At 73.8% G+C, this 18,233-nt stretch carries 15 protein-coding genes; 6 read left to right on the plus strand and 9 right to left on the minus strand.

What is annotated here, in order from left to right; genetic code table 11:
- Positions 1 to 145: 145 nt before the first annotated feature.
- The gene (locus IG88_RS0108685) at positions 146 to 1,531 is read right to left on the minus strand and encodes a hypothetical protein (RefSeq protein WP_031036989.1); all 1,386 of its coding nucleotides are present in this window, start codon (positions 1,529 to 1,531) and stop codon (positions 146 to 148) included.
- Positions 1,532 to 1,835: 304 nt separating this feature from the next.
- On the opposite strand from IG88_RS0108685, the gene IG88_RS0108690 reads away from it, so the two are divergent.
- The 3 genes from IG88_RS0108690 (at position 1,836) to IG88_RS0108700 (ending at position 5,038) form a co-directional block, all read left to right on the plus strand.
- Positions 1,836 to 2,489 (plus strand): bifunctional DNA primase/polymerase, encoded by a 654-nt coding sequence (locus IG88_RS0108690; protein ID WP_031036991.1) that lies wholly within the window; start codon positions 1,836 to 1,838, stop codon positions 2,487 to 2,489.
- Between the two features lie 132 nt (positions 2,490 to 2,621).
- A complete protein-coding gene (locus tag IG88_RS0108695) occupies positions 2,622 to 3,398 on the plus strand; it encodes an ABC transporter ATP-binding protein (protein WP_031036995.1) in 777 nt (258 codons plus the stop codon).
- Positions 3,395 to 5,038 carry a hypothetical protein gene (locus tag IG88_RS0108700; protein WP_051851838.1) on the plus strand — a complete coding sequence of 548 codons (1,644 nt, stop codon included), beginning with the start codon at positions 3,395 to 3,397 and terminating at the stop codon, positions 5,036 to 5,038. The genes IG88_RS0108695 and IG88_RS0108700 overlap by 4 nt, the downstream gene beginning before the upstream one ends.
- Before the next feature lie 27 nt (positions 5,039 to 5,065).
- On the opposite strand, the gene IG88_RS0108705 is transcribed toward IG88_RS0108700, so the two are convergent.
- Both IG88_RS0108705 and IG88_RS0108710 read right to left on the minus strand, forming a co-directional pair.
- Positions 5,066 to 5,962 (minus strand): alpha/beta fold hydrolase, encoded by an 897-nt coding sequence (locus tag IG88_RS0108705; RefSeq protein WP_031036998.1) that lies wholly within the window; start codon positions 5,960 to 5,962, stop codon positions 5,066 to 5,068.
- 358 nt (positions 5,963 to 6,320) lie between these two features.
- On the minus strand, positions 6,321 to 7,013 hold the full coding sequence (locus IG88_RS0108710) for a metal-dependent transcriptional regulator (RefSeq protein ID WP_030399315.1): 693 nt from the start codon (positions 7,011 to 7,013) through the stop codon (positions 6,321 to 6,323).
- A gap of 233 nt (positions 7,014 to 7,246) precedes the next feature.
- On the opposite strand from IG88_RS0108710, the gene IG88_RS0108715 reads away from it, so the two are divergent.
- Both IG88_RS0108715 and IG88_RS0108725 read left to right on the plus strand, forming a co-directional pair.
- Positions 7,247 to 8,002 carry an SIS domain-containing protein gene (locus IG88_RS0108715; protein ID WP_031037000.1) on the plus strand — a complete coding sequence of 252 codons (756 nt, stop codon included), beginning with the start codon at positions 7,247 to 7,249 and terminating at the stop codon, positions 8,000 to 8,002.
- Between the two features lie 164 nt (positions 8,003 to 8,166).
- Positions 8,167 to 9,633, plus strand: coding sequence for a PAS domain-containing protein (locus IG88_RS0108725; protein ID WP_051851839.1), 1,467 nt, complete (start codon positions 8,167 to 8,169; stop codon positions 9,631 to 9,633).
- 401 nt (positions 9,634 to 10,034) lie between these two features.
- Here IG88_RS0108725 and IG88_RS0108730 read toward each other — a convergent pair whose 3' ends face one another.
- Positions 10,035 to 11,135: a citrate synthase 2 gene (locus tag IG88_RS0108730; RefSeq protein WP_031037022.1), complete on the minus strand. Its 1,101-nt coding sequence runs from the start codon at positions 11,133 to 11,135 to the stop codon at positions 10,035 to 10,037.
- 239 nt (positions 11,136 to 11,374) lie between these two features.
- Between IG88_RS0108730 and pdxH the strand changes: the two genes are divergently transcribed.
- Entirely contained in the window at positions 11,375 to 12,088 is a 714-nt protein-coding gene (gene pdxH, locus IG88_RS0108735) for a pyridoxamine 5'-phosphate oxidase (RefSeq protein WP_031037024.1), read from the plus strand.
- Positions 12,089 to 12,197: 109 nt separating this feature from the next.
- Here pdxH and IG88_RS0108740 read toward each other — a convergent pair whose 3' ends face one another.
- Genes IG88_RS0108740 through IG88_RS0108760 form a run of 5 tightly spaced genes read right to left on the minus strand, consistent with a single transcriptional unit; the run spans position 12,198 to position 18,227 of the window.
- Positions 12,198 to 12,866 carry a TetR/AcrR family transcriptional regulator gene (locus IG88_RS0108740; RefSeq protein ID WP_051851840.1) on the minus strand — a complete coding sequence of 223 codons (669 nt, stop codon included), beginning with the start codon at positions 12,864 to 12,866 and terminating at the stop codon, positions 12,198 to 12,200.
- Positions 12,842 to 13,597: an enoyl-CoA hydratase family protein gene (locus tag IG88_RS0108745; RefSeq protein WP_031037028.1), complete on the minus strand. Its 756-nt coding sequence runs from the start codon at positions 13,595 to 13,597 to the stop codon at positions 12,842 to 12,844. The genes IG88_RS0108740 and IG88_RS0108745 overlap by 25 nt, the downstream gene beginning before the upstream one ends.
- Positions 13,594 to 15,162 carry a 4-coumarate--CoA ligase family protein gene (locus tag IG88_RS0108750; RefSeq protein WP_031037030.1) on the minus strand — a complete coding sequence of 523 codons (1,569 nt, stop codon included), beginning with the start codon at positions 15,160 to 15,162 and terminating at the stop codon, positions 13,594 to 13,596. The genes IG88_RS0108745 and IG88_RS0108750 overlap by 4 nt, the downstream gene beginning before the upstream one ends.
- A 28-nt stretch (positions 15,163 to 15,190) precedes the next feature.
- Positions 15,191 to 16,339, minus strand: a complete 1,149-nt coding sequence (locus IG88_RS0108755; protein WP_031037032.1) for an acyl-CoA dehydrogenase family protein — start codon at positions 16,337 to 16,339, stop codon at positions 15,191 to 15,193.
- 43 nt (positions 16,340 to 16,382) lie between these two features.
- A complete protein-coding gene (locus IG88_RS0108760) occupies positions 16,383 to 18,227 on the minus strand; it encodes an acetyl/propionyl/methylcrotonyl-CoA carboxylase subunit alpha (RefSeq protein ID WP_031037034.1) in 1,845 nt (614 codons plus the stop codon).
- Between the last annotated feature and the right edge of the window lie 6 nt (positions 18,228 to 18,233).

Below are 18,233 nucleotides of genomic sequence, written 5' to 3' on the forward strand. Positions count from 1 at the left end.
CCGAGCCCGCTGCCACGCCGCCCGGGGCGCCGACTCCTTCCCTGTGACAGCGGTAACAAAACCGGGCCGCAGCACGCTGTTGATGTCCCCTTCCTCTCATCACGGCGCGGATTCGGGCCAGTTCACTCACCCGCGCCCCACCCGCTCACGCGGCGGCCTGGAGGTCGAGCCGGGCGCCGAACTCCCTGACCACGGCTTCTTCCCGGTACGGCTCGAGCCGGGCCTGAAAGTCGTCCAGGTATTCCGCGCCCCGGTTCGAGCGCAGCGTCTCCAGGAGCTCCACGGCCTTCGTCGCCGTGTGGCAGGCCTGTTCGATCTCGCGCTGCTGCACCTGGGCCGTGGCCAACAGCACATGACCGATGGCCCGCCTGCGCGCCCGTGACTCGGGGTGGCCGTCCAGGGACTGCCGTGCGTAGCGCGCCGCCGCGTCGGCCTGGCCGAGGTCCCGGTGGCAGTGCGCCAACTCGTCGGCCAGGTAGGCGTCGTCGAAGTGCGCGATCCACACCGGGTCGTCCCCGGAGGCCGGATCGGCCGACTCCATCGCCCCGACCGCCCGCCCGGCCGCCTCGTGCGCCGACCGCACGTCGCCGAGGAGCGCGTGTCCGCGGGCCTCGGCGGCGTGGAACATCGACTCCGCGCGGGGCGTGACGCGCCCGCGTGCGCCCTCCTGCGCCGCCCGCGCCAACTGGGCGATCTCGCGCGGGTTCCCGAGCTGCGCGGCCAGGTGGCTCATGGAGGCGGCCAGCACGTACCCGCCGTAGCCGCGGTCCCCGGCCGCCTGCGCCAACCGCAGGGACTGGATGTAGTACCGCTGGGCGAGGCCCGGCTGGCCGGTGTCGACGGCCATGTACCCGGCCAGCTCGGTCAGGCGCGCCACCGTGGCGAACAGCTCCCGTCCGACCGCCTCCCGGTAGGAACCGGCCAGCAGTCCGGAGACGACGCTGTTCAGGTAGTGCACGAGGACCGGGCGCACGTGCCCGCTGCCGTACTGGTGGTCCAGGTCCACCAGCGCCTGTGTCATCGCCCTGACGGCCGCCACGTCGGACTGGCCCACCCGCGGCCCCGCCGAACGCGACACCTGCGGGTCGGGGGCGGAGATCAGCCAGTCCCGGCTCGGCTCGACGAGCGCGGAGGCGGCGACGGACGACCCGGACAGGAAGTCCCGGCGCCCCACGTCGCTGCGCCACAGCTCGCAAACCTGCTCGATGGCCCCCAGCACCGTCGGCGAGAACTGGAGGCCGACGCCGGAGGCGAGGTTCTTGCCGTTGGCCATGCCGATCTCGTCGATCGTGACCGTGCGGCCGAGCTTGCGTCCGAGCGCCTCGGCGATGATCGCCGGTGCCCGGCCCCGCGGTTGCTGTCCGCGCAGCCAGCGGGCCACGGAGGTCTTGTCGTACCGCAGGTCGAGCCCGTGCTCGACCCCGCACACGTTGACCCGGCGGGCGAGGCCCGCGTTCGAGCAGCCCGCTTCCTGAATGAGCGCCTGCAGTCGTTCGTTCGGCTGCCGCGCGACGAGCGGCCTTGCGGCCATGGCGTAACCCCCATGCGGTCTCTTGCGGTCTCGATGCCGTTCCGGCGGATTCTGTGGACGCATCGGATCCGGCCGTGAAGATCAATGCCCAGTCGATGTGCCGAAAATGCGAGAGGTGCGAAGTTTGCGAGGATTGCCGGGGTAACGGCCGTTGCCGGCCCCAGTCGTGGCTACCCAGCTCCCGCGCCGAATCCTCCTGCGCGCCCCCGTATGTGCACCCATGCGCCCCGAACTCCGTGCCGATGCACCTCCCCCGCGCGCGCCGGTCCCGTAACCCCTGGTGGGCCCGGGAGTTGAGGGTGACGTGGAAGAGACCATCCCCGGCACCGAAGCCGCCCAGATCCCGCAGCAGCGCGGCACCTCGCTGCTGGAGACCGCCGTTCGCTACGCCGAGGAGCGTCACTGGGACGTCCTTCCCGGCACCTGGCTGGTGCCCGCCGACGGGACGCACCGCTGCTCCTGCGGTGACCCGGCGTGCCGCGCGCCGGGCGCGCACCCGGCGCGCGAGGACTGGGCGGCGCACGCCACGGGCAGCGCGACCGTCGCCCGGCGGATGTGGCAGAAGCAGCAGTCGGCGTCGATCCTGCTGCCGACGGGACGGACCTTCGACGCGGTCGACGTGCCGGAGAGCGCCGGGTTCCTGGCGCTGGCCCGGATGCAGCGGATGGGGCTGACGCCGGGACCGGTGGCGCTGGCGCCGGACCGGCGGATGCGGTTCTTCGTCCTGCCGGGGGCGGAGGCGAAGGCACCGGATCTCGTACGGCGGCTGGGGTGGGCGCCCCAGGCCCTCGACCTGGCCGTGCTCGGGGAGGGGGCGTACGTGGTGGCGCCGCCCACGCGGTGCGGGACGTGGGGGGCGGTGCAGTGGGCCTGCCGGCCGAGCGCCGCGAATCGGTGGCTGCCGGATGTGGAGGAGCTGATCCCGGCGTTGGTGTACGCGTGCGGCAGGGATCGTTAGGGGCGCCTGTTCGTCCGCCGGGTGGCCGGTCTCCCGGCGGCTGCGGGCCGGCCCGTGGTGTTCACCCGGCTCCCCGCGCCCCTTGCCGGCGCTGCTCCCCCCGTAGGGTCGGAGCCGACGGAGGGAGACGTGATGGGTGGCAGCAGCGCCGTACGGGTGCAGGGGCTCTGGAAGCGGTTCGGGGAACAGGTCGCCGTGGCCGGGATCGATCTGGAGTTGCCCGCCGGGAAGTTCATCGGGCTCGTCGGGCCCAACGGGGCCGGGAAGACCACCACTCTCTCCATGGTGACCGGACTGCTGCGGCCGGACCGGGGGACGGTCGAGGTCGTCGGGCACGACGTGTGGCGGGACCCGGCCGAGGTGAAGGCCAGGATCGGGGTGCTGCCCGAGGGGCTGCGGCTGTTCGAGCGGCTGTCGGGGCGCGAACTGCTCGGCTACACGGGCCGGTTGCGCGGTCTGCCCGGCGACGAGGTGGACAGGCGGGCCACACAGTTGCTCGACGTGCTCGATCTCGCGGGGGCCCAGCACAAGCTGGTCGTCGACTACTCGACCGGCATGCGCAAGAAGACCGGGCTCGCCGCGGCGCTGCTGCACAACCCCGAAGTGCTGTTCCTGGACGAGCCGTTCGAGGGCGTCGATCCCGTCTCCGCGCAGACCATCCGGGGAGTCCTGGAGCGCTACACCGCCTCCGGCGCCACCGTCGTCTTCTCCTCCCACGTCATGGAGCTGGTGGAGTCGCTGTGCGACTGGGTGGCCGTCATGGCGGCCGGCCGCATCCGCGCCACCGGCACCCTCGCCGAGGTGCGCGGCGGGGCGGCCTCGCTGCAGGAGGCGTTCCTCGAACTCGTCGGCGCGGGCGGCCGGGACGCCGGGTCCGACCTGGACTGGCTGGGCGGCGGGGCCCGATGAGCGCGCCGGCCGCCGCACCGGACGCATCGGCTCCGTCCCCCGCGAACGGGGCCGTCCCCTCCCTCACCTCGGTCTTCGTGCGGCTGAAGCTGTCGCTCCTGCGCAACGGGCTGCGCCAGTCCGGCGGGCGGCGGGCCGCCTACATCGCCTCGGCCGCCGTCGTCCTGCTCTTCACCGCGCTCCAGCTCCTGGGCCTGATCGCGCTGCGCGGGTACGCGCACGTGGACTCCCTGGTCGTCCTGCTGGCCGCGGTGCTCGCCCTCGGCTGGGCGGTGATGCCGCTGTTCTTCCCGGGCGGCGACGAGACCCTCGACCCGACCCGGCTGGTGATGCTGCCGCTGCGGCCCGGCCCCCTGGTGCGGGCCCTGCTCACGTCCTCGCTGATCGGCATCGGACCGCTGTTCACACTGTGCCTGTTCGCCGGTTCCGTGGTCGCGGTCGCGCACGGCGGGGCGGCGTACGCCGTCGGGGCCGTCGGGGCGGTCCTCGCGCTGCTGGTGTGCGTGACCCTGGCGCGCGCCGTCGCCGCCGCCAACGTACGGCTGCTGACCAGCCGCAAGGGGCGCGATCTCGCGGTGCTCAGCGGGCTGGTCGTCGCCGTCGGCGCGCAGCTCGTCAACTTCGGCGCGCAGCGGCTGGGCTCCTCGGGGCTCGGCGAGCTGGACCCGGTGGCCGACGTGGTGCGCTGGGTGCCGCCCGCGTCGGCGGTCGGGGCGATGGACGCGGCGAGCGACGGGGCGTACGGCGTCGCGGTGGCGCAATTGGCGCTGACGGCCGCGGCGCTGGTGCTGCTGCTGCGGGTGTGGGCGGGGCACCTGACGCGGCTGATGACGGCGCCCGACGGCTCGACGCTGCGGAGCGACACCGGTGCCGTGCGCGAGCGCGGCCCGGCCGGGTCCGCGCGGTGGCTGCCGGCGGGCCGTACCGGCACCACCATGGAACGCGCCCTGCGCTACGTGTGGCGCGACCCCAAGACCAAGGCGGCGTGGGTGACCTCGCTGGCCATCGGCTTGATCGTGCCGGTGTTCAACGCCTGGCAGGGCACCGGCTCGGTCTACTTCGCCTGCTTCGCCGCCGGGATGCTCGGCATCCAGATGTACAACCAGTTCGGCCAGGACACGTCCGCGTTCTGGATGGTCGCCATGACCATCTCCTCGACCAGGGACGCCTACGTCGAACTGCGCGCCCGCGCACTGGCGCTGCTGCTGATCACGCTGCCGTACGCCACCCTGGTGACGGTCCTGACCACCGCGATGCTCGACGACTGGCGGACCCTGCCCGAGGCGCTCGGCCTGTCCTACGCGCTGCTCGGGGCGATGCTGGCGACCGGGGCGTGGACCTCGGCGCGCTTCCCGTACTCCATCCCGCAGGAGGGGTACAAGAACGTCGCCCCTGGGCAGGTCGGGCTGGCCTGGATCTCGATCTTCGGCGGGATGGCGGGCGCGGCCCTGCTGTGCGCGCCCGTGATCGCACTGACGATCTGGGTGCACGTGAGCGAGGGCGCCGGGGACACCGGCTGGGTGCTGCTGCCGGCGGGCGCGGTGTACGGCGCGGCGCTGACGCTGCTGGGCCTGCGGCTGGCCGCGCCGCGCACGGCACGGCGGCTGCCGGAGATCCTGACGGCGGTCAGCAAGGGGTGACCGGGCCGCCCTGGGGCGCTGGGGGTGTCACGCGTCCCGGAGCGTGTCCAGGAAGGGTTCGATGGCCGCCCGCCACGCCTCCGGCTGGTCGTAGTGGACGAGGTGGCCGGCGTCGGCGACCTCCGCGTACCGCCCGTCCGGCAGGACGCGGACCATCTCCTGGGCCTCGGCGCGGCCCAGCTCGCCGTCGAGGCCGCGCACGACCAGGGTGGGGCAGCGCACCTGGGCCAGCTCCTCCCAGTGGGCGTCGTAGACCCAGGTCTCGCGGGAGCGCAGCATCTGCCCGGGGTCGAAGACGGGGCGCCAGCCGTCCGGGGACTCGGCCATCACCTCGGCGTAGAACTCGCCGCGGGCCGGGTTCGGGCGCTCCACCCACGGGTCGTCCTCGCCGAACCACTTGCGGACGTCGGCGAGCGTGGCGAAGGGGACCGGCCAGGCGCGGAACCACTCGGCCCAGGTGTGCTGGGAGGCGGCGCCGAGGGCCGAGGCGCGCATGTCGCAGATGACCAGACCGCGGACCAGGTCGGGGCGTTTCGCGGCGAGCTGCCAGGCGGTCAGCGCGCCCATGGCGTGGCCGACGAGGACGGCCGGGCCGAGGCGGAGCTGCTCCAGGGCGGCCTCGACGTCTCCGACGTAGGCATCGCGGGTGTAGGCGGCCTGCGGGGGCTTGTCGCTGCGGCCGTGGCCGCGCTGGTCGAGGGCGACGGCACGGTGGCGGGCGGAGAGCCAGCGGGCCGTGGGCGCCCAGTGCGAGGCGCGGCCCATCAGGCCGTGCAGTAACAGCACACCGGGCAGGTCGTGCGTTCGGCCGGTCTGATCGGGCCGGTCGGTCTGATCGGGCCGGTCGGTCTTGGGAGGGTCGCCGAACTCCCAGGCGGCCAGGCGTACGCCGCCCGCGCCGGTCACGTCGATGCGCCGCGCCATTGGTCCTGGCACCCCCAAGCTCCGCTCGGACCCGCCCACCCTCGCGGACCGGCCGGTCCTGTGAACCGTGTCCTGCCTGCCGTGCAGAGTACCGAGATTATCGAATAACCATTCGAAAAAGCCCGCTCGCCGAACAACACCCCTCATTCGAGTGACACCGGTCAGGGATTGATCGACGTCGCCCAGGGGAGATCTTCAACGGGAGGCGGACCGCTCGGGGAAACCGGTCCGACGGGATTGACCTTGAGAGCTCGGGGCTCCAGGTCAGTACAGGGGAGGACAGGCCCCGGCGCCCTGTGGCGCCGGGGCCCTCTCCGTCTCTCCGGCATGTCCGCCCCCCTGTCTCCGGCCCCGCCGGTCAGCGCTTGGCGACGAACACGTGGGAGGCGGTCTCCGCCTCCAGCTCGGCGGCCTCCCCGCTGCTGCCCACCAGCACACCGCCCGCCGACTCGGTCACGCTCACCACCGAACCGGGCTGCACACCCGCCCGGCGCAGCGTGTACATGAGCTGCGCGTCCGTCTGGATCGGCTCGCCGATCCGGCGCACGACGACCGTCTTGCCCTCGGCGCCCGGGTCGAGGTCGGCGAGGGACACCATGCCCTCGTCCAGGAAGGGATCGGCCCCGTCCGTCTCGCCCAGCTCCTCCAGGCCCGGGATCGGGTTGCCGTACGGCGACTCGGTCGGGTGCCGCAGCAGCTCCAGGACGCGGCGCTCGACCGCCTCGCTCATCACGTGCTCCCAGCGGCACGCCTCCGCGTGCACCTGCTCCCACTCCAGGCCGATCACGTCGACGAGCAGACACTCCGCGAGCCGGTGCTTGCGCATCACGCGCGTCGCCAGCCGCCTGCCCTCGTCGGTCAGCTCGAGGTGCCGGTCGGCCGCCACGGAGACCAGGCCGTCACGCTCCATCCGCGCCACCGTCTGGCTGACCGTCGGACCGCTCTGGTCGAGCCGCTCGGCGATCCGGGCGCGCATCGGGACCACACCTTCCTCCTCCAGCTCCAGGATGGTGCGGAGGTACATCTCCGTGGTGTCAATCAGTCCGGACATACGTGCCCCTCGATGAGATTGCCGGAGGCTGCGGCCCACCGGCGCGTGCGCTGGCCCTGTCACCAATTCTGACGCATACCACCGACAACCGTGCCTCGCCGCGGAAAGCCGGGCCCGGCCGCCCCCGCTCGGGCCCCCGCCGCCGCGTCGACGCCGCGTCGACGCCGTATTGACACCGCGCTGGTCCAGACCGCACCGTGATCCGCGACGCAGCCACTCCGAAGGGGTCCCGCATGAGCGACCGCAAGCCGGCCGGACAGTTCCTCGACGCGGCGATCGACCTCCTGCGACGCGTCCGCGACGAGGAGGCGGAGAGCATCGAGGCGGCCGGCACCCTGCTCGCCGACACCGTGCAGAGCGGGGGCCGGCTCTTCGCCTTCGGCGCCGGGCACTCCTCCCTCGCCGCCCAGGACGTCGTGTACCGCGCCGGCGGTCTCGCCCTGATGAACCTGCTCGCCGTGCCCGGCGTCGTCGGCGTGGACGTCATGCCGGCCACGCTCGGCTCCGCCCTGGAACGCGTCGACGGCCTGGCGGGCGCCGTCCTCGACTCCTCCCCGCTCCGCGCGGGCGACGCCCTGGTGATCGTCTCCCTGTCCGGGCGCAACGCCCTGCCCGTGGAGATGGCCGTGAACGCCCGCGCGCTCGGCGTCCGGGTCATCGGCGTGACCTCGGTGGCGTACGCCTCGGAGACGACGTCGCGGCACGCCTCGGGCACGTTCCTCAAGGACCACTGCGACATCGTGCTGGACTCCAAGATCGCCGTGGGCGACGCGGAACTCACCCTGGACACCGTCCCCGCCCCCTTCGCCCCCGCCTCCACGGTCGTCACCAGCGCCCTCATGCAGGCCGTGACCGCCACGGCGGCCGCCGCCCTCGCCGACCGCGGCATCGAACCCCCGCTGCTCCGCTCGGGCAACGTGGACGGCGGCCACGAGTGGAACGGCCGCGTGCTGGACCGGTACGGCGACCGGATCTTCTACCGCCGCTGAGGCGGTCGGCGGTCGGGGGACGGCCTTCGTCGAGCGGATCGGACACGGCCCGGGCGTGCCCCTTCGTGCCGCCGTCATGACGGAGGCGTATGCCGTGTTTCCGCAGTACAACGATTTCGCGAACTTGCGGGAACTCGACGTGCGCTGCGTCACGTTCGAGTTGAATGAAGGCCAGTGAGCGAACCGACGTACGGAACGGCGGACGCAGCCTGCAGGGGGTCCAGGTGAGTGCTTCCCGGCGTAGTGGGACCACCGACGAGCTGGGGCCGGACGAGCCGGACCAGCCCGAGCGGGACGGCGCGGACCTGCTGGCCGCGCTCCTCGACGGCATGGACGCGGCCCTGTGCGCCTTCGACGCGGAAGGGGTCGTGACGCACTGGAACCGCGAGGCGGAGCGGATCCTGGGCTGGAGCGCGGCCGAGGCCGTGGGACGCCAGGGCTTCGCCGGGTGGGCCGTGCGCAGCGCGGACGCCGGGGAGGTGGAGGACCGGCTGCTGTCCGCGATGCGGGCACCGGGGCGCCAGGTGCACGAGTTCGCGCTGCTGACCAAGGACGGCGGCCGGGTGCTGGTGCGCACCCAGTCGGCGGCGGTCCGCGGCCCCGACGGGCGGCCCGCCGGGGTGTACTGCGCGTTCAGCGAGGTGCACGCGCAGATCGACCTGGAGCGCTCCATCGCCCTGAGCGAGGCCCTGCTGGAGGACGCGAGCTGGGGCGTGGTCCTCGTGGACGCCGATCTGCGGCCGGCCGTGGTCAACGCGCACGCGGCGCGGGCCCTGGGCGCCGGACGCACGTCCGTGCTGGGACGGCCGCTCGGTGAGCTGCTCTCCCAGGGCGTCGAGGAGCTGGAGAACGCGCTGACGCACGTCCTCGCCGAGGGCGCGCCGCCCGCACCGGCCGAGGTGTGGGTGAGCCTGCGCACGCCGGAGGGCGAGCGGCGCCGGTGCTGGCGCAGCGGCTTCGTGCGGCTGGCCTCGCCGCTCGCGGAGGAGCCGGTGCCGCTGGGCGTCGGCTGGCTGTTCCAGGACGTCACGGAGTCGAAGCAGGGCGAGCAGGAGGCGGCGCTGCTGCGCTTCCGGGCCAACCAGTTGCACCGGGCGGCCCGTGCCGCCGCCGAGTGCGAGGACCCTGCGGAGGCCGCGATCGTCCACCTGGACTTCGCGCTGGCCGGATTCGCCGACCACGCCCTGATCGACCGGGTCGTCGGGGGCGCGGCGGCGGACACCGACGCGGCCGAGCCGGTGCGGCTGGTGCGGGTCGCGGCCACCCCCTCCGGGGCGCCGGGACCGAGCGTGCCGTCCGGGGCCTCGGGCATGCCGGTCCGCTACGGCGAGGGGCACCCCGCCGTCCAGTGCGTCGAGCGGGCGGGCTCCGTGCGGGCCAGCGCCGGGGTGCGGACGGTGCCCGAGGAGCAGGTGCGGCGGTGGGCGGCGGCCCGGCAGTGGCCCGCGGACACGGTGCACGGCCTGTGCACGGTGCTGCGCAGCCGCGGCCGGACCCTGGGCGTCGTCACCTTCCTGCGGGGCGCGGGCCGCAGCACCTTCGAGCGCCCGGACGTGATGTATGCGGAGGACGTGGCGGTCCGCATCGCGACGGCGCTGGACCTGGCCGGCGAGGTGGAGGCGCGGCGGTGACCGGGACCCGGCCCCTGCGCGCGCCGCCTCCGCACAGCGCCCCGCCCGGGAGCCGGCCGGGGCTCGACCGGGGTTCGGCCGGGGCTCGGCCTGCGGTTCCCGTGCGCGGCGTCGTATCGGGAAAGCCCGGAAAGAAATGGGTTGATCCGCGGCCGACGGCTTCCTAGTGTGGGTGTCACTTCGGAAAGGAGGTGGTTCGGCAAATGTGTGAATACCGGACGGAAGAGGTGGCTGCGGGCTAGCGGCCCGTCACCACATCCTGTGCGGTGCCGGACCCGCGTGTGCGCAATGCACGCAGCCGGCCAATCCATCGCAGTCACCCGACCCGCGAGTCGCCGGTACGTCCGGCCGGCTCCTCCACGGAGGAACCAGACTCGCGGGTCGTCTGCGTTCCGTGGGCGTCAGCCCGCGATGTCGGCGTAGCCCTCGATCTCGCGCGGGTCGCGGGTGCCCGGGCCCACGTAGCGGGCGGAGGGGCGGACCAGGCGGCCGGTGCGCTTCTGTTCCAGGATGTGCGCGGACCAGCCGGCCGTGCGGGCGCACGTGAACATCGAGGTGAACATGTGGGCCGGGACCTCGGCGAAGTCCAGCATGATGGCGGCCCAGAACTCGACGTTGGTGGCCAGGACCCGGTCGGGGCGGCGGGCGTGGAGTTCGGCGAGGGCGGCCTTCTCCAGCGCCTCGGCGACCTCGTAGCGCGGAGCGCCCAGTTCGCGAGCGGTGCGGCGCAGGACGCGGGCGCGGGGGTCCTCGGCGCGGTAGACGCGGTGGCCGAAGCCCATGAGGCGTTCGCCCGCGTCGAGCGTCTTCCTGACGTAGGCCTCGGCGTCGCCGGTGCGCTCGATCTCCTCGATCATGTGCAGAACGCGCGAGGGGGCGCCGCCGTGCAGCGGGCCGGACATGGCGCCCACGGCCCCGGAGAGGGCGGCGGCCACGTCCGCGCCGGTGGAGGCGATGACGCGGGCGGTGAAGGTGGAGGCGTTCATGCCGTGCTCGGCGGCGGAGGTCCAGTAGGCGTCGACGGCGGCGACGTGCTTGGGGTCGGGTTCGCCGCGCCAGCGGATCATGAAGCGTTCGACCACCGACCGGGCCTTGTCGATCTCGCGCTGCGGAACCATGGGCAGGCTCTGGCCGCGCGCCGACTGGGCGACGTAGGACAGGGCCATGACGGCGGCGCGGGCGAGGTCGTCGCGGGCCTGGGCGGCGTCGATGTCCAGGAGGGGTTTGAGGCCCCAGGCCGGTGCGAGCATGGCGAGGGCGGACTGGACGTCGACCCTGATGTCGCCGGAGTGCACGGGGATGGGGAACGGCTCGGCGGGCGGCAGGCCGGGGTTGAAGGCCCCGTCGACGAGCAGTCCCCAGACGTTGCCGAAGGAGACGTGGCCGACCAGGTCCTCGATGTCGACGCCGCGGTAGCGAAGGGCGCCGCCCTCCTTGTCGGGTTCGGCGATCTCCGTCTCGAAGGCGACGACTCCCTCTAGCCCGGGTACGAAGTCGGACATCAGGCGGCTCCTCGTGATCAGTGGTCTGCGGCGACCTGGGCGGAGGCGGTGCGGCGCCTCCATGGATCCACGGTCCGTGTGCGACTCGCGGTCCCGGCGGTCACCCCTGTGATGCCCCGCGCGGCCGTCGCTCATCCGGCCGGAGCGGGACCAAGAACCATATCCCCGCCCGCCGTGCTTGGGGAGAGGGTGCGGCACCGGGTGCCATCCCGGCCGGCGGGCCGGGCGGATACGGCAGGATGGGCGGCGTGACCGAACGCGAAGCCGATTCAGCCGTGTCAGCCGTGTCCGCCGCCGCCCCAGTCCCCTTCGATCTCGCCTCGATGCGCAAGCAGTACCGCGCGCAGGGGCTGTCCGAGACCGAGCTGGCGGCGACGCCCGTCGAGCAGTTCGCGCGCTGGTTCCAGCAGGCGGCGACGGCGGGCGGGCTGTTCGAGCCGAACGCCATGGTGGTCTCCACGGCCGACACCGAGGGGCGGCCCAGCTCCCGCACGGTGCTGCTGAAGCACTTCGACGAGCAGGGGTTCGTCTTCTACACCAACTACGACTCCCGCAAGGCGCGCGAGCTGGAGGCGAACCCCCACGTCTCGCTGCTCTTCCCCTGGCATCCGATGGCCCGGCAGGTCGTGGTCACGGGCGTGGCGCGCCGCACCGGGCGGGACGAGACCGCCGCGTACTTCCGGACCCGGCCGCACGGCTCCCAACTGGGCGCCTGGGCGAGCGTCCAGTCCTCGGTGGTGGCGGACCGCCGTGCCCTGGACGGGGCGTACGCGGAGCTGGCGGCGCGCTATCCGGAGGGCGAGCAGGTACCGGTGCCGCCGCACTGGGGCGGGTTCCGGGTGGTGCCGGAGTCGGTGGAGTTCTGGCAGGGCCGCGAGAACCGGCTGCACGACCGGCTGCGGTACGTGGCGGAGGGCGGCGGGAGCTGGCGGGTGGAGCGGCTGAGCCCGTGAGCGCACGGGCACCCGGCGGACCGGGCGGCCGGTGTCCCCTGCGCCGGATCAGCCCTGCTCCGCAGTGCGTGCCGGGACGGCGGCCCGCCTCCTTTCCGCGCCATGGCTGCTACGGCGAGACGGAGCGGGGGTTTTGCTGTTCCGTCCCGTCGGCCCCCAGTGCCGCGTCCAGGAGCCGCGCCCACTGCTCCACCACCCGTTCACGGCGTGCCGCGTCGTCCGTGAGGAGGTTGGCCAGGCCCAGGCCGCGGGCCATGTCGAGGAGGCCCTGGACGGTTTCGCGGGTGCCGGGGCGGGTTTCGTCGGCGCCGAGGAGGTCGACGGCGATGCGGTGGGTCTCGCGGCCGACGCGGGCCTCCAGTTCGGTGACCCGGTCGCGCAGTTGCTCCTCGTTGGAGGCGGCCACCCACAGGTGCAGGGCGGCGCGGAAGAGCGGGCCGGTGTAGAGGTCGACGAGGGCGGCGACCACCGCGCGGCGGTCGCCCGCGGCCGCGCCCTCGGGGAAGAGGGCGCGCAGGGCGACGGAGCGCTCCTCCGCGACGTACTCGACGGCCGCGGTGAAGAGGTCCTCGCGGGTCGGGAAGTGGTGCTGGGCGGCGCCGCGGGAGACTCCGGCGTGTTCGGCGACGACGGAGACCGTGGAGCCGGCCCAGCCGCGTTCGGCGAGGCAGGCCACGGCGGCTGCCAGGAGCCGCTGCCGGGTGGCCCGGCTGCGGTCCTGCTTGGGGACGCGCTCCGCGCGGTCGGCCGAGGTCACGGCGCCGCTGACACCACCCATTCCGGATCCCGTCGTTCGAGGAAGGCCGTCATCCCCTCGCGGGCCTGCGGGGAGGCGAACAGCCGGGCCGAGAGCGCGGTCAGGTCGGCCGCGTCCCGGTCGAAGGCCTCCAGCACCCTAGCCGTGAGCAGCCGTTTCGTCTCGGCCAGGCCCTGCGGTGAGGCGCGGCGCACACCGTCGAGGACGGGTTCCAGTACGGCGTCCACGTCGTCGCCCGCGGCCGTGACCAGGCCGATGCGGGCCGCCTCGGCGGCGTCGAAGCGCTCGCCGGTGAGGTAGTAGCGGGCGAGGGCGCGCGGGTCGGTGCGGGGCAGCAGGGTCAGGGAGATGACGGCGGGGGCCACGCCGATGCGGACCTCGGTGAAGGCGAACGTCGACTCGGTGACCGCCGCCGCGACGTCGCAGGCGGCGACGAGGCCGAGGCCGCCCGCGCGGACGTGCCCGGCGACACGGGCGATCACGGGTTTGGGTACCTGGACGATCTGCCGCAGGAGGCCGACCAGGGCGTCCGCGCCGGGCGGGTCGCGCAGGTCGGCGCCCGCGCTGAAGGTGTTCCCGGTGTGGGTGAGGACGACGGCGCGCACGCCGGGGTCCTCGCCCGCCCCGGTGAGCGCGGCGGCGAGGTCCGCGACGAGGGCGGCGGAGAGGGCGTTGCGGTTGTGCGGGGAGTCGAGGACGAGGGTCTCGACGCCCCCCGCGCGCCTGCGGGCGACGTGGCCGGCCGGGGTCACTGCCGCCCCCTCAGTTCGCGCCGCAGGATCTTGCCGGAGGCGGCGCGGGGGACGGTGTCGACGAAGGTGACCCTGCGGACGCGTTTGTAGGGGGCGACGCGTTCGGCGACGTACGTCATGATCTCGCCCTCCGCGAGTACGGGTGCGGCCGGCCGGCGTACGACGAAGGCGTGGGGCACTTCGTTGCCGTCGGCGTCGTACGCGCCGACGACGGCCGCGTCGGCGACGCCGGGGTGGGTGAGCAGGAGGGCCTCCAGTTCGGCGGGGGCCACCTGGAAACCCTTGTACTTGATCAGTTCCTTGACGCGGTCGACGACGAACAGCCAGCCGTCGGCGTCCACGTGGCCGACGTCGCCGGTGTGCAGCCAGCCGTCGGTGTCGATCACCGCGGCGGTGGCGTCGGGGCGGCCCAGGTAGCCCTTCATGATCTGGGGCCCGCGGATGAGGATCTCGCCGGACTCGCCCGCGGGGAGGTCCTTGCCGGGGTCGGTGAGGGAGACGATGCGCATCTCGGTGCCGGCCACGAGTTTGCCGACGGTGCCGGGCGGCGCGTCGGTCATGGCGTCCAGGGGGACGACGTGGGTGCCCGGGGACAGTTCCGTCATGCCGTAGGCCTGGCCGACGGGCGGCAGGCCGAGCCGCTGGGAGCAGGCGGCGGCGAGCCGGGCGTCGAGGGGGGCGGCGGCGCTGACGACGTACCGCAGCGAGGAGAGGTCGTAGTCGGCGACCAGGGGGTGCTTGGCCAGGGCCAGGACGATCGGCGGGGCGACGTAGAGGCTGGTGATGCGGTGGTCCTGGATGGCGGCGAGGAACTGCTCCAGGTCGAAGCGGGGCAGGACGACGACGGTGGCGCCTTGCCTGAGCGGGGCGTTCATCAGGGCGGTGAGGCCGTAGATGTGGAAGAACGGCAGCACGGCGAGGACGCGGTCGCCGGGTGCGGCCGGCATGAGGGGCTGGAGCTGGGCGAGGTTGGTGGCGATCTGCCGGTGGGTGAGCATCACGCCCTTGGGGGTGCCGGTGGTGCCGGAGGAGTACGGCAGGGCGGCGACGTCCTCGGCCGGGTCGATCGCGACGGACGGTTCGGGGGCGGTCGAGGCCGCCATGCCGGCGAGCGAGCGGTGGCCGGGGGCGCTGTCGCAGACCAGGATCTCCTGGACGCCGCCCGCGAGTCCGGCGGCGCGGCGGGCGGTGTCCAGCAGGGGTGAGACGGTGACGATCCAGCGGGCGGAGCAGTCCCGGAGCTGCTTGGCGAACTCCTCCGCCGTGGCGAGCGGGTGCACCGTGGTGACGGAGGCGCCCGCGCGGGTGGCGGCGTAGAAGGCCAGGGGAAAGGCGACGGTGTTGGGGCTGTGCAGGGCCAGGACGTCGCCCTTGCGCACGCCGGTCTCGGCGAGGGCGGCGGCCACCCGCCGGTGGAACCGGTCCACCTGCTCGTAGGTGAGGGTGGTGCCGTCGGTGCCGTCGACCAGCGCCGGCGCGTCCCCGAAGGCGGCGGCCCCGCCGAGCACGGCGTCGTGGATGGGCAGGTCGACCGGCGGGACGTCGGCGTACTCGCTGCGGAACACGGTTCCTCCAACGCGGACTGGTGGCGGCCTAGTAGGACTTGGGCAGGCCCAGGGTCTGGTGGGAGACGTAGTTGAGGATCATCTCCCGGCTCACGGGGGCGATACGGGCGACGCGTGAGGCGGTGATCAGGCGGCCGAGGCCGTACTCGCGGGTGAGGCCGTTGCCGCCGAGGGTGTGCGCGGCCTGGTCGACGGCCTTCACACAGGCCTCTCCGGCCGCGTACTTCGCCATGTTGGCGGCCTCGCCCGCGCCCACGTCGTCGCCCGCGTCGTACAGGTGGGCCGCCTTCTGCATCATCAGGCGGGCGAGTTCGAGTTCGATGTGCGCCTGGGCGAGGGGGTGGGCGATGGCCTGGTGGGCGCCGATGGGGGTCTTCCAGACGGTGCGCTCGCGGGCGTAGTCCAGGGCGCGGGTCAGGGCGTGGCGGCCCATGCCGATGCCGAAGGCGGCGGTCATGACGCGTTCGGGGTTGAGTCCGGCGAAGAGTTGCAGGAGGCCCGCGTCCTCGTCGCCGACCAGGGCGTCGGCGGGCAGCCGCACGTCGTCCAGGGTCAGCTCGAACTGCCGCTCCACGGCGCTGAGTTCCATGTCGATGGGGCGGCGCTCGAAGCCGGGGGCGTCGCGCGGGACGATGAACAGGCAGGGCTTGAGCCTGCCGGTGCGGGCGTCTTCGGTGCGGCCGACGATCAGGGTGGCGTCGGCGATGTCGACGCCGGAGACGAAGACCTTGCGGCCGGTGAGGAGCCAGTCCCCGGTGGCCGCGTCGCGGCGGGCGGTGGTGGTGATGCGGTGGCTGTTGGAACCGGCGTCGGGTTCGGTGATGCCGAAGGCCATCAGGCGGGTGCCGTCGGCGAGGCGCGGGAGCCACTCGCGTTTCTGCTCCTCGGTGCCGAAGCGGGCGATGACGGTGCCGCAGATCGCCGGGGAGACGATCATCATGAGGAGCGGGTTGCCCGCGGCGCCCAGTTCTTCGAGGACGAGGGAGAGTTCGGTGATGCCGGCGCCGCCTCCGCCGTATGCCTCCGGCAGGTTGACGCCTATGTAGCCGAGCTTGGCGGCGGCCTGCCAGAGGCGTTTGCTGTCCTCGGCGTCGAGGGTGTGGGGCTGGGTCCTGGCGAAGGCCGCGACCGCTGCGCGGAGGGACTTGTGCTCTTCGGATTCGACGAGGGTGGTCACTGTGCTCCTTCGGGTGCCGGGTTCGTTGTGGTCTGTCGCGCCCCTAGGCCACGTGCACCACCGCCAGCACGGAGCCGACCGTCACCTGCTGCCCCGGTACGGCGTTCAGCTCGGCCAGTGTTCCCGTGGCCGGAGCCGTGATCCTGTGCTCCATCTTCATGGCCTCCAGCCACAGCAGCGGCTGGCCCTCCTGGACGGTCGCGCCCTCCGTGAGGCCCTCCGCGACGCGGACGACGGTGCCCGGCATGGGGGCCAGGAGGGAGCCGGGGGCGTGGTGGGTGGTGGGGTCGGGAAAGCGGGGGAGGGCGGTGAGGGTGGTGGTGTTGACGTGGATGCGGTCGCCGTAGCGGGCGATGTCGAAGCGGCGGCGTACGCCGTCCGTTTCGAGGACGACCCTCTCGGCGTCGGCGTGGACGACACGGACGCCGTCGGCGGTGAGCCCGGTGCGGGTGTGCGCGTAGCGGACCTCGTGCTCCTCCCCCGCCATCGCGTACCGCTTGACCTGCGGCTGCGAGGGCAGGTTCCGCCAGCCGCCGAAGCGTCCCGCGCGGGTGCTCGCGTCGGCGAGGGCGGCGGCGAGCGGGGCGAGGGGGTCGGGGGCGGGCCGCGTCAGGGCGGCGAGGTGGCGGTCGTAGAAGCCGGTGTCCATGCGGCCGGAGGTGAACTCCTCGTGGCGCAGGGAGCGGACGAGCAGGTCGCGGTTGGTGACCGGGCCGTGGACGGCCGCCCGTTCCAGAGCCCCGGCGAGGCGGCGGACGGCTTCCGCGCGGGTGGGCGCGTGGGCGACGGCCTTGGCGAGCATCGGGTCGTAGTGGACGCCGATGTCGTCGCCGTCGGTGTAGCCGGTGTCCAGACGGATGCCGTCGGGCACGGCGAGGCGGTGCAGGCGGCCGGTCTGCGGGGCCCAGCCGTTCGCCGGGTCCTCGGCGTACAGGCGGGCCTCGACGGCGTGGCCGTGCGGGGGCGGGGGGTCGGTGTCGAGGGCGTGGCCTTCGGCGACGCGGAGCTGGAGGGCGACGAGGTCGATGCCGAAGACGGCTTCGGTGACGGGGTGTTCGACCTGGAGGCGGGTGTTCATCTCCAGGAAGTGCGCCGTGCCGTCGGCGACGAGGAACTCGACGGTCCCGGCCCCGACGTAGTCCACGGCGCGGGCCGCGCGTACGGCGAGGTCGTGGAGTTCGGCGGTCAGTTCGGGGGTGAGGCCGGGTGCCGGGGCCTCCTCGATCACCTTCTGGTGGCGGCGCTGGAGGGAGCAGTCGCGGGTGCCCAGCGCCCACACGGTGCCGTGGGTGTCGGCGAGGATCTGCACCTCGACGTGGCGGCCGTTCTCCAGGTACGGCTCGACGAAGACCTCGCCGTCGCCGAAGGCGCTCGCGGCCTCCGCGCGGGCGGCGGTCAGCGCGGCGTCGAGGTCGGCGAGGCGGCGTACGACGCGCATGCCGCGTCCGCCGCCGCCCGCCGCCGCCTTCACGAGCACCGGCAGGTCGGCCTCGGTGACGTCGGTGAGGGGCGCGATGCCCATCAGTTCCCTGGCGCGGGTCTTGGACGCCATCGCCTCGATGGCCTCGGGCGGCGGCCCGATCCACACCAGGCCGGCGTCCCGGACGGCGCGGGCGAAGCCGGCGTTCTCGGACAGGAAGCCGTAGCCGGGGTGGACGGCGTCGGCGCCGGCGGCGACGGCGGCCTTCACGATCAGGTCGCCGCGCAGGTAGGTGTCGGCGGGCGACGCGCCCGGCAGGCGTACGGCGACGTCGGCCACGCGCGTGTGCAGGGCGTTCTCGTCGGCGTCCGAGTGCACGGCGACGGTACGGATGCCCGCGTCGCGGCAGGTGCGGAAGACGCGGCAGGCGATCTCGCCCCGGTTGGCGGCCAGTACGGAAGCAATCACGTGGTT

Origin of the sequence: Streptomyces sp. NRRL F-5650 (genome assembly GCF_000721365.1) — a bacterium.
Lineage (GTDB): Bacteria > Actinomycetota > Actinomycetes > Streptomycetales > Streptomycetaceae > Streptomyces > Streptomyces ardesiacus.

Excerpts from the sequence above, each read along its gene's own strand:
- IG88_RS0108685 (WP_031036989.1), bottom strand. The coding sequence starts at position 1,531 with ATGGCCGCAAGGCCGCTCGTCGCGCGGCAGCCGAACGAACGACTGCAG.
- IG88_RS0108695 (WP_031036995.1), top strand. The coding sequence starts at position 2,622 with ATGGGTGGCAGCAGCGCCGTACGGGTGCAGGGGCTCTGGAAGCGGTTC.
- IG88_RS0108700 (WP_051851838.1), top strand. The coding sequence starts at position 3,395 with ATGAGCGCGCCGGCCGCCGCACCGGACGCATCGGCTCCGTCCCCCGCG.
- IG88_RS0108705 (WP_031036998.1), bottom strand. The coding sequence starts at position 5,962 with ATGGCGCGGCGCATCGACGTGACCGGCGCGGGCGGCGTACGCCTGGCC.
- IG88_RS0108710 (WP_030399315.1), bottom strand. The coding sequence starts at position 7,013 with ATGTCCGGACTGATTGACACCACGGAGATGTACCTCCGCACCATCCTG.
- IG88_RS0108715 (WP_031037000.1), top strand. The coding sequence starts at position 7,247 with ATGAGCGACCGCAAGCCGGCCGGACAGTTCCTCGACGCGGCGATCGAC.
- IG88_RS0108725 (WP_051851839.1), top strand. The coding sequence starts at position 8,167 with ATGAAGGCCAGTGAGCGAACCGACGTACGGAACGGCGGACGCAGCCTG.
- IG88_RS0108730 (WP_031037022.1), bottom strand. The coding sequence starts at position 11,135 with ATGTCCGACTTCGTACCCGGGCTAGAGGGAGTCGTCGCCTTCGAGACG.
- pdxH (WP_031037024.1), top strand. The coding sequence starts at position 11,375 with ATGGGCGGCGTGACCGAACGCGAAGCCGATTCAGCCGTGTCAGCCGTG.
- IG88_RS0108740 (WP_051851840.1), bottom strand. The coding sequence starts at position 12,866 with ATGGGTGGTGTCAGCGGCGCCGTGACCTCGGCCGACCGCGCGGAGCGC.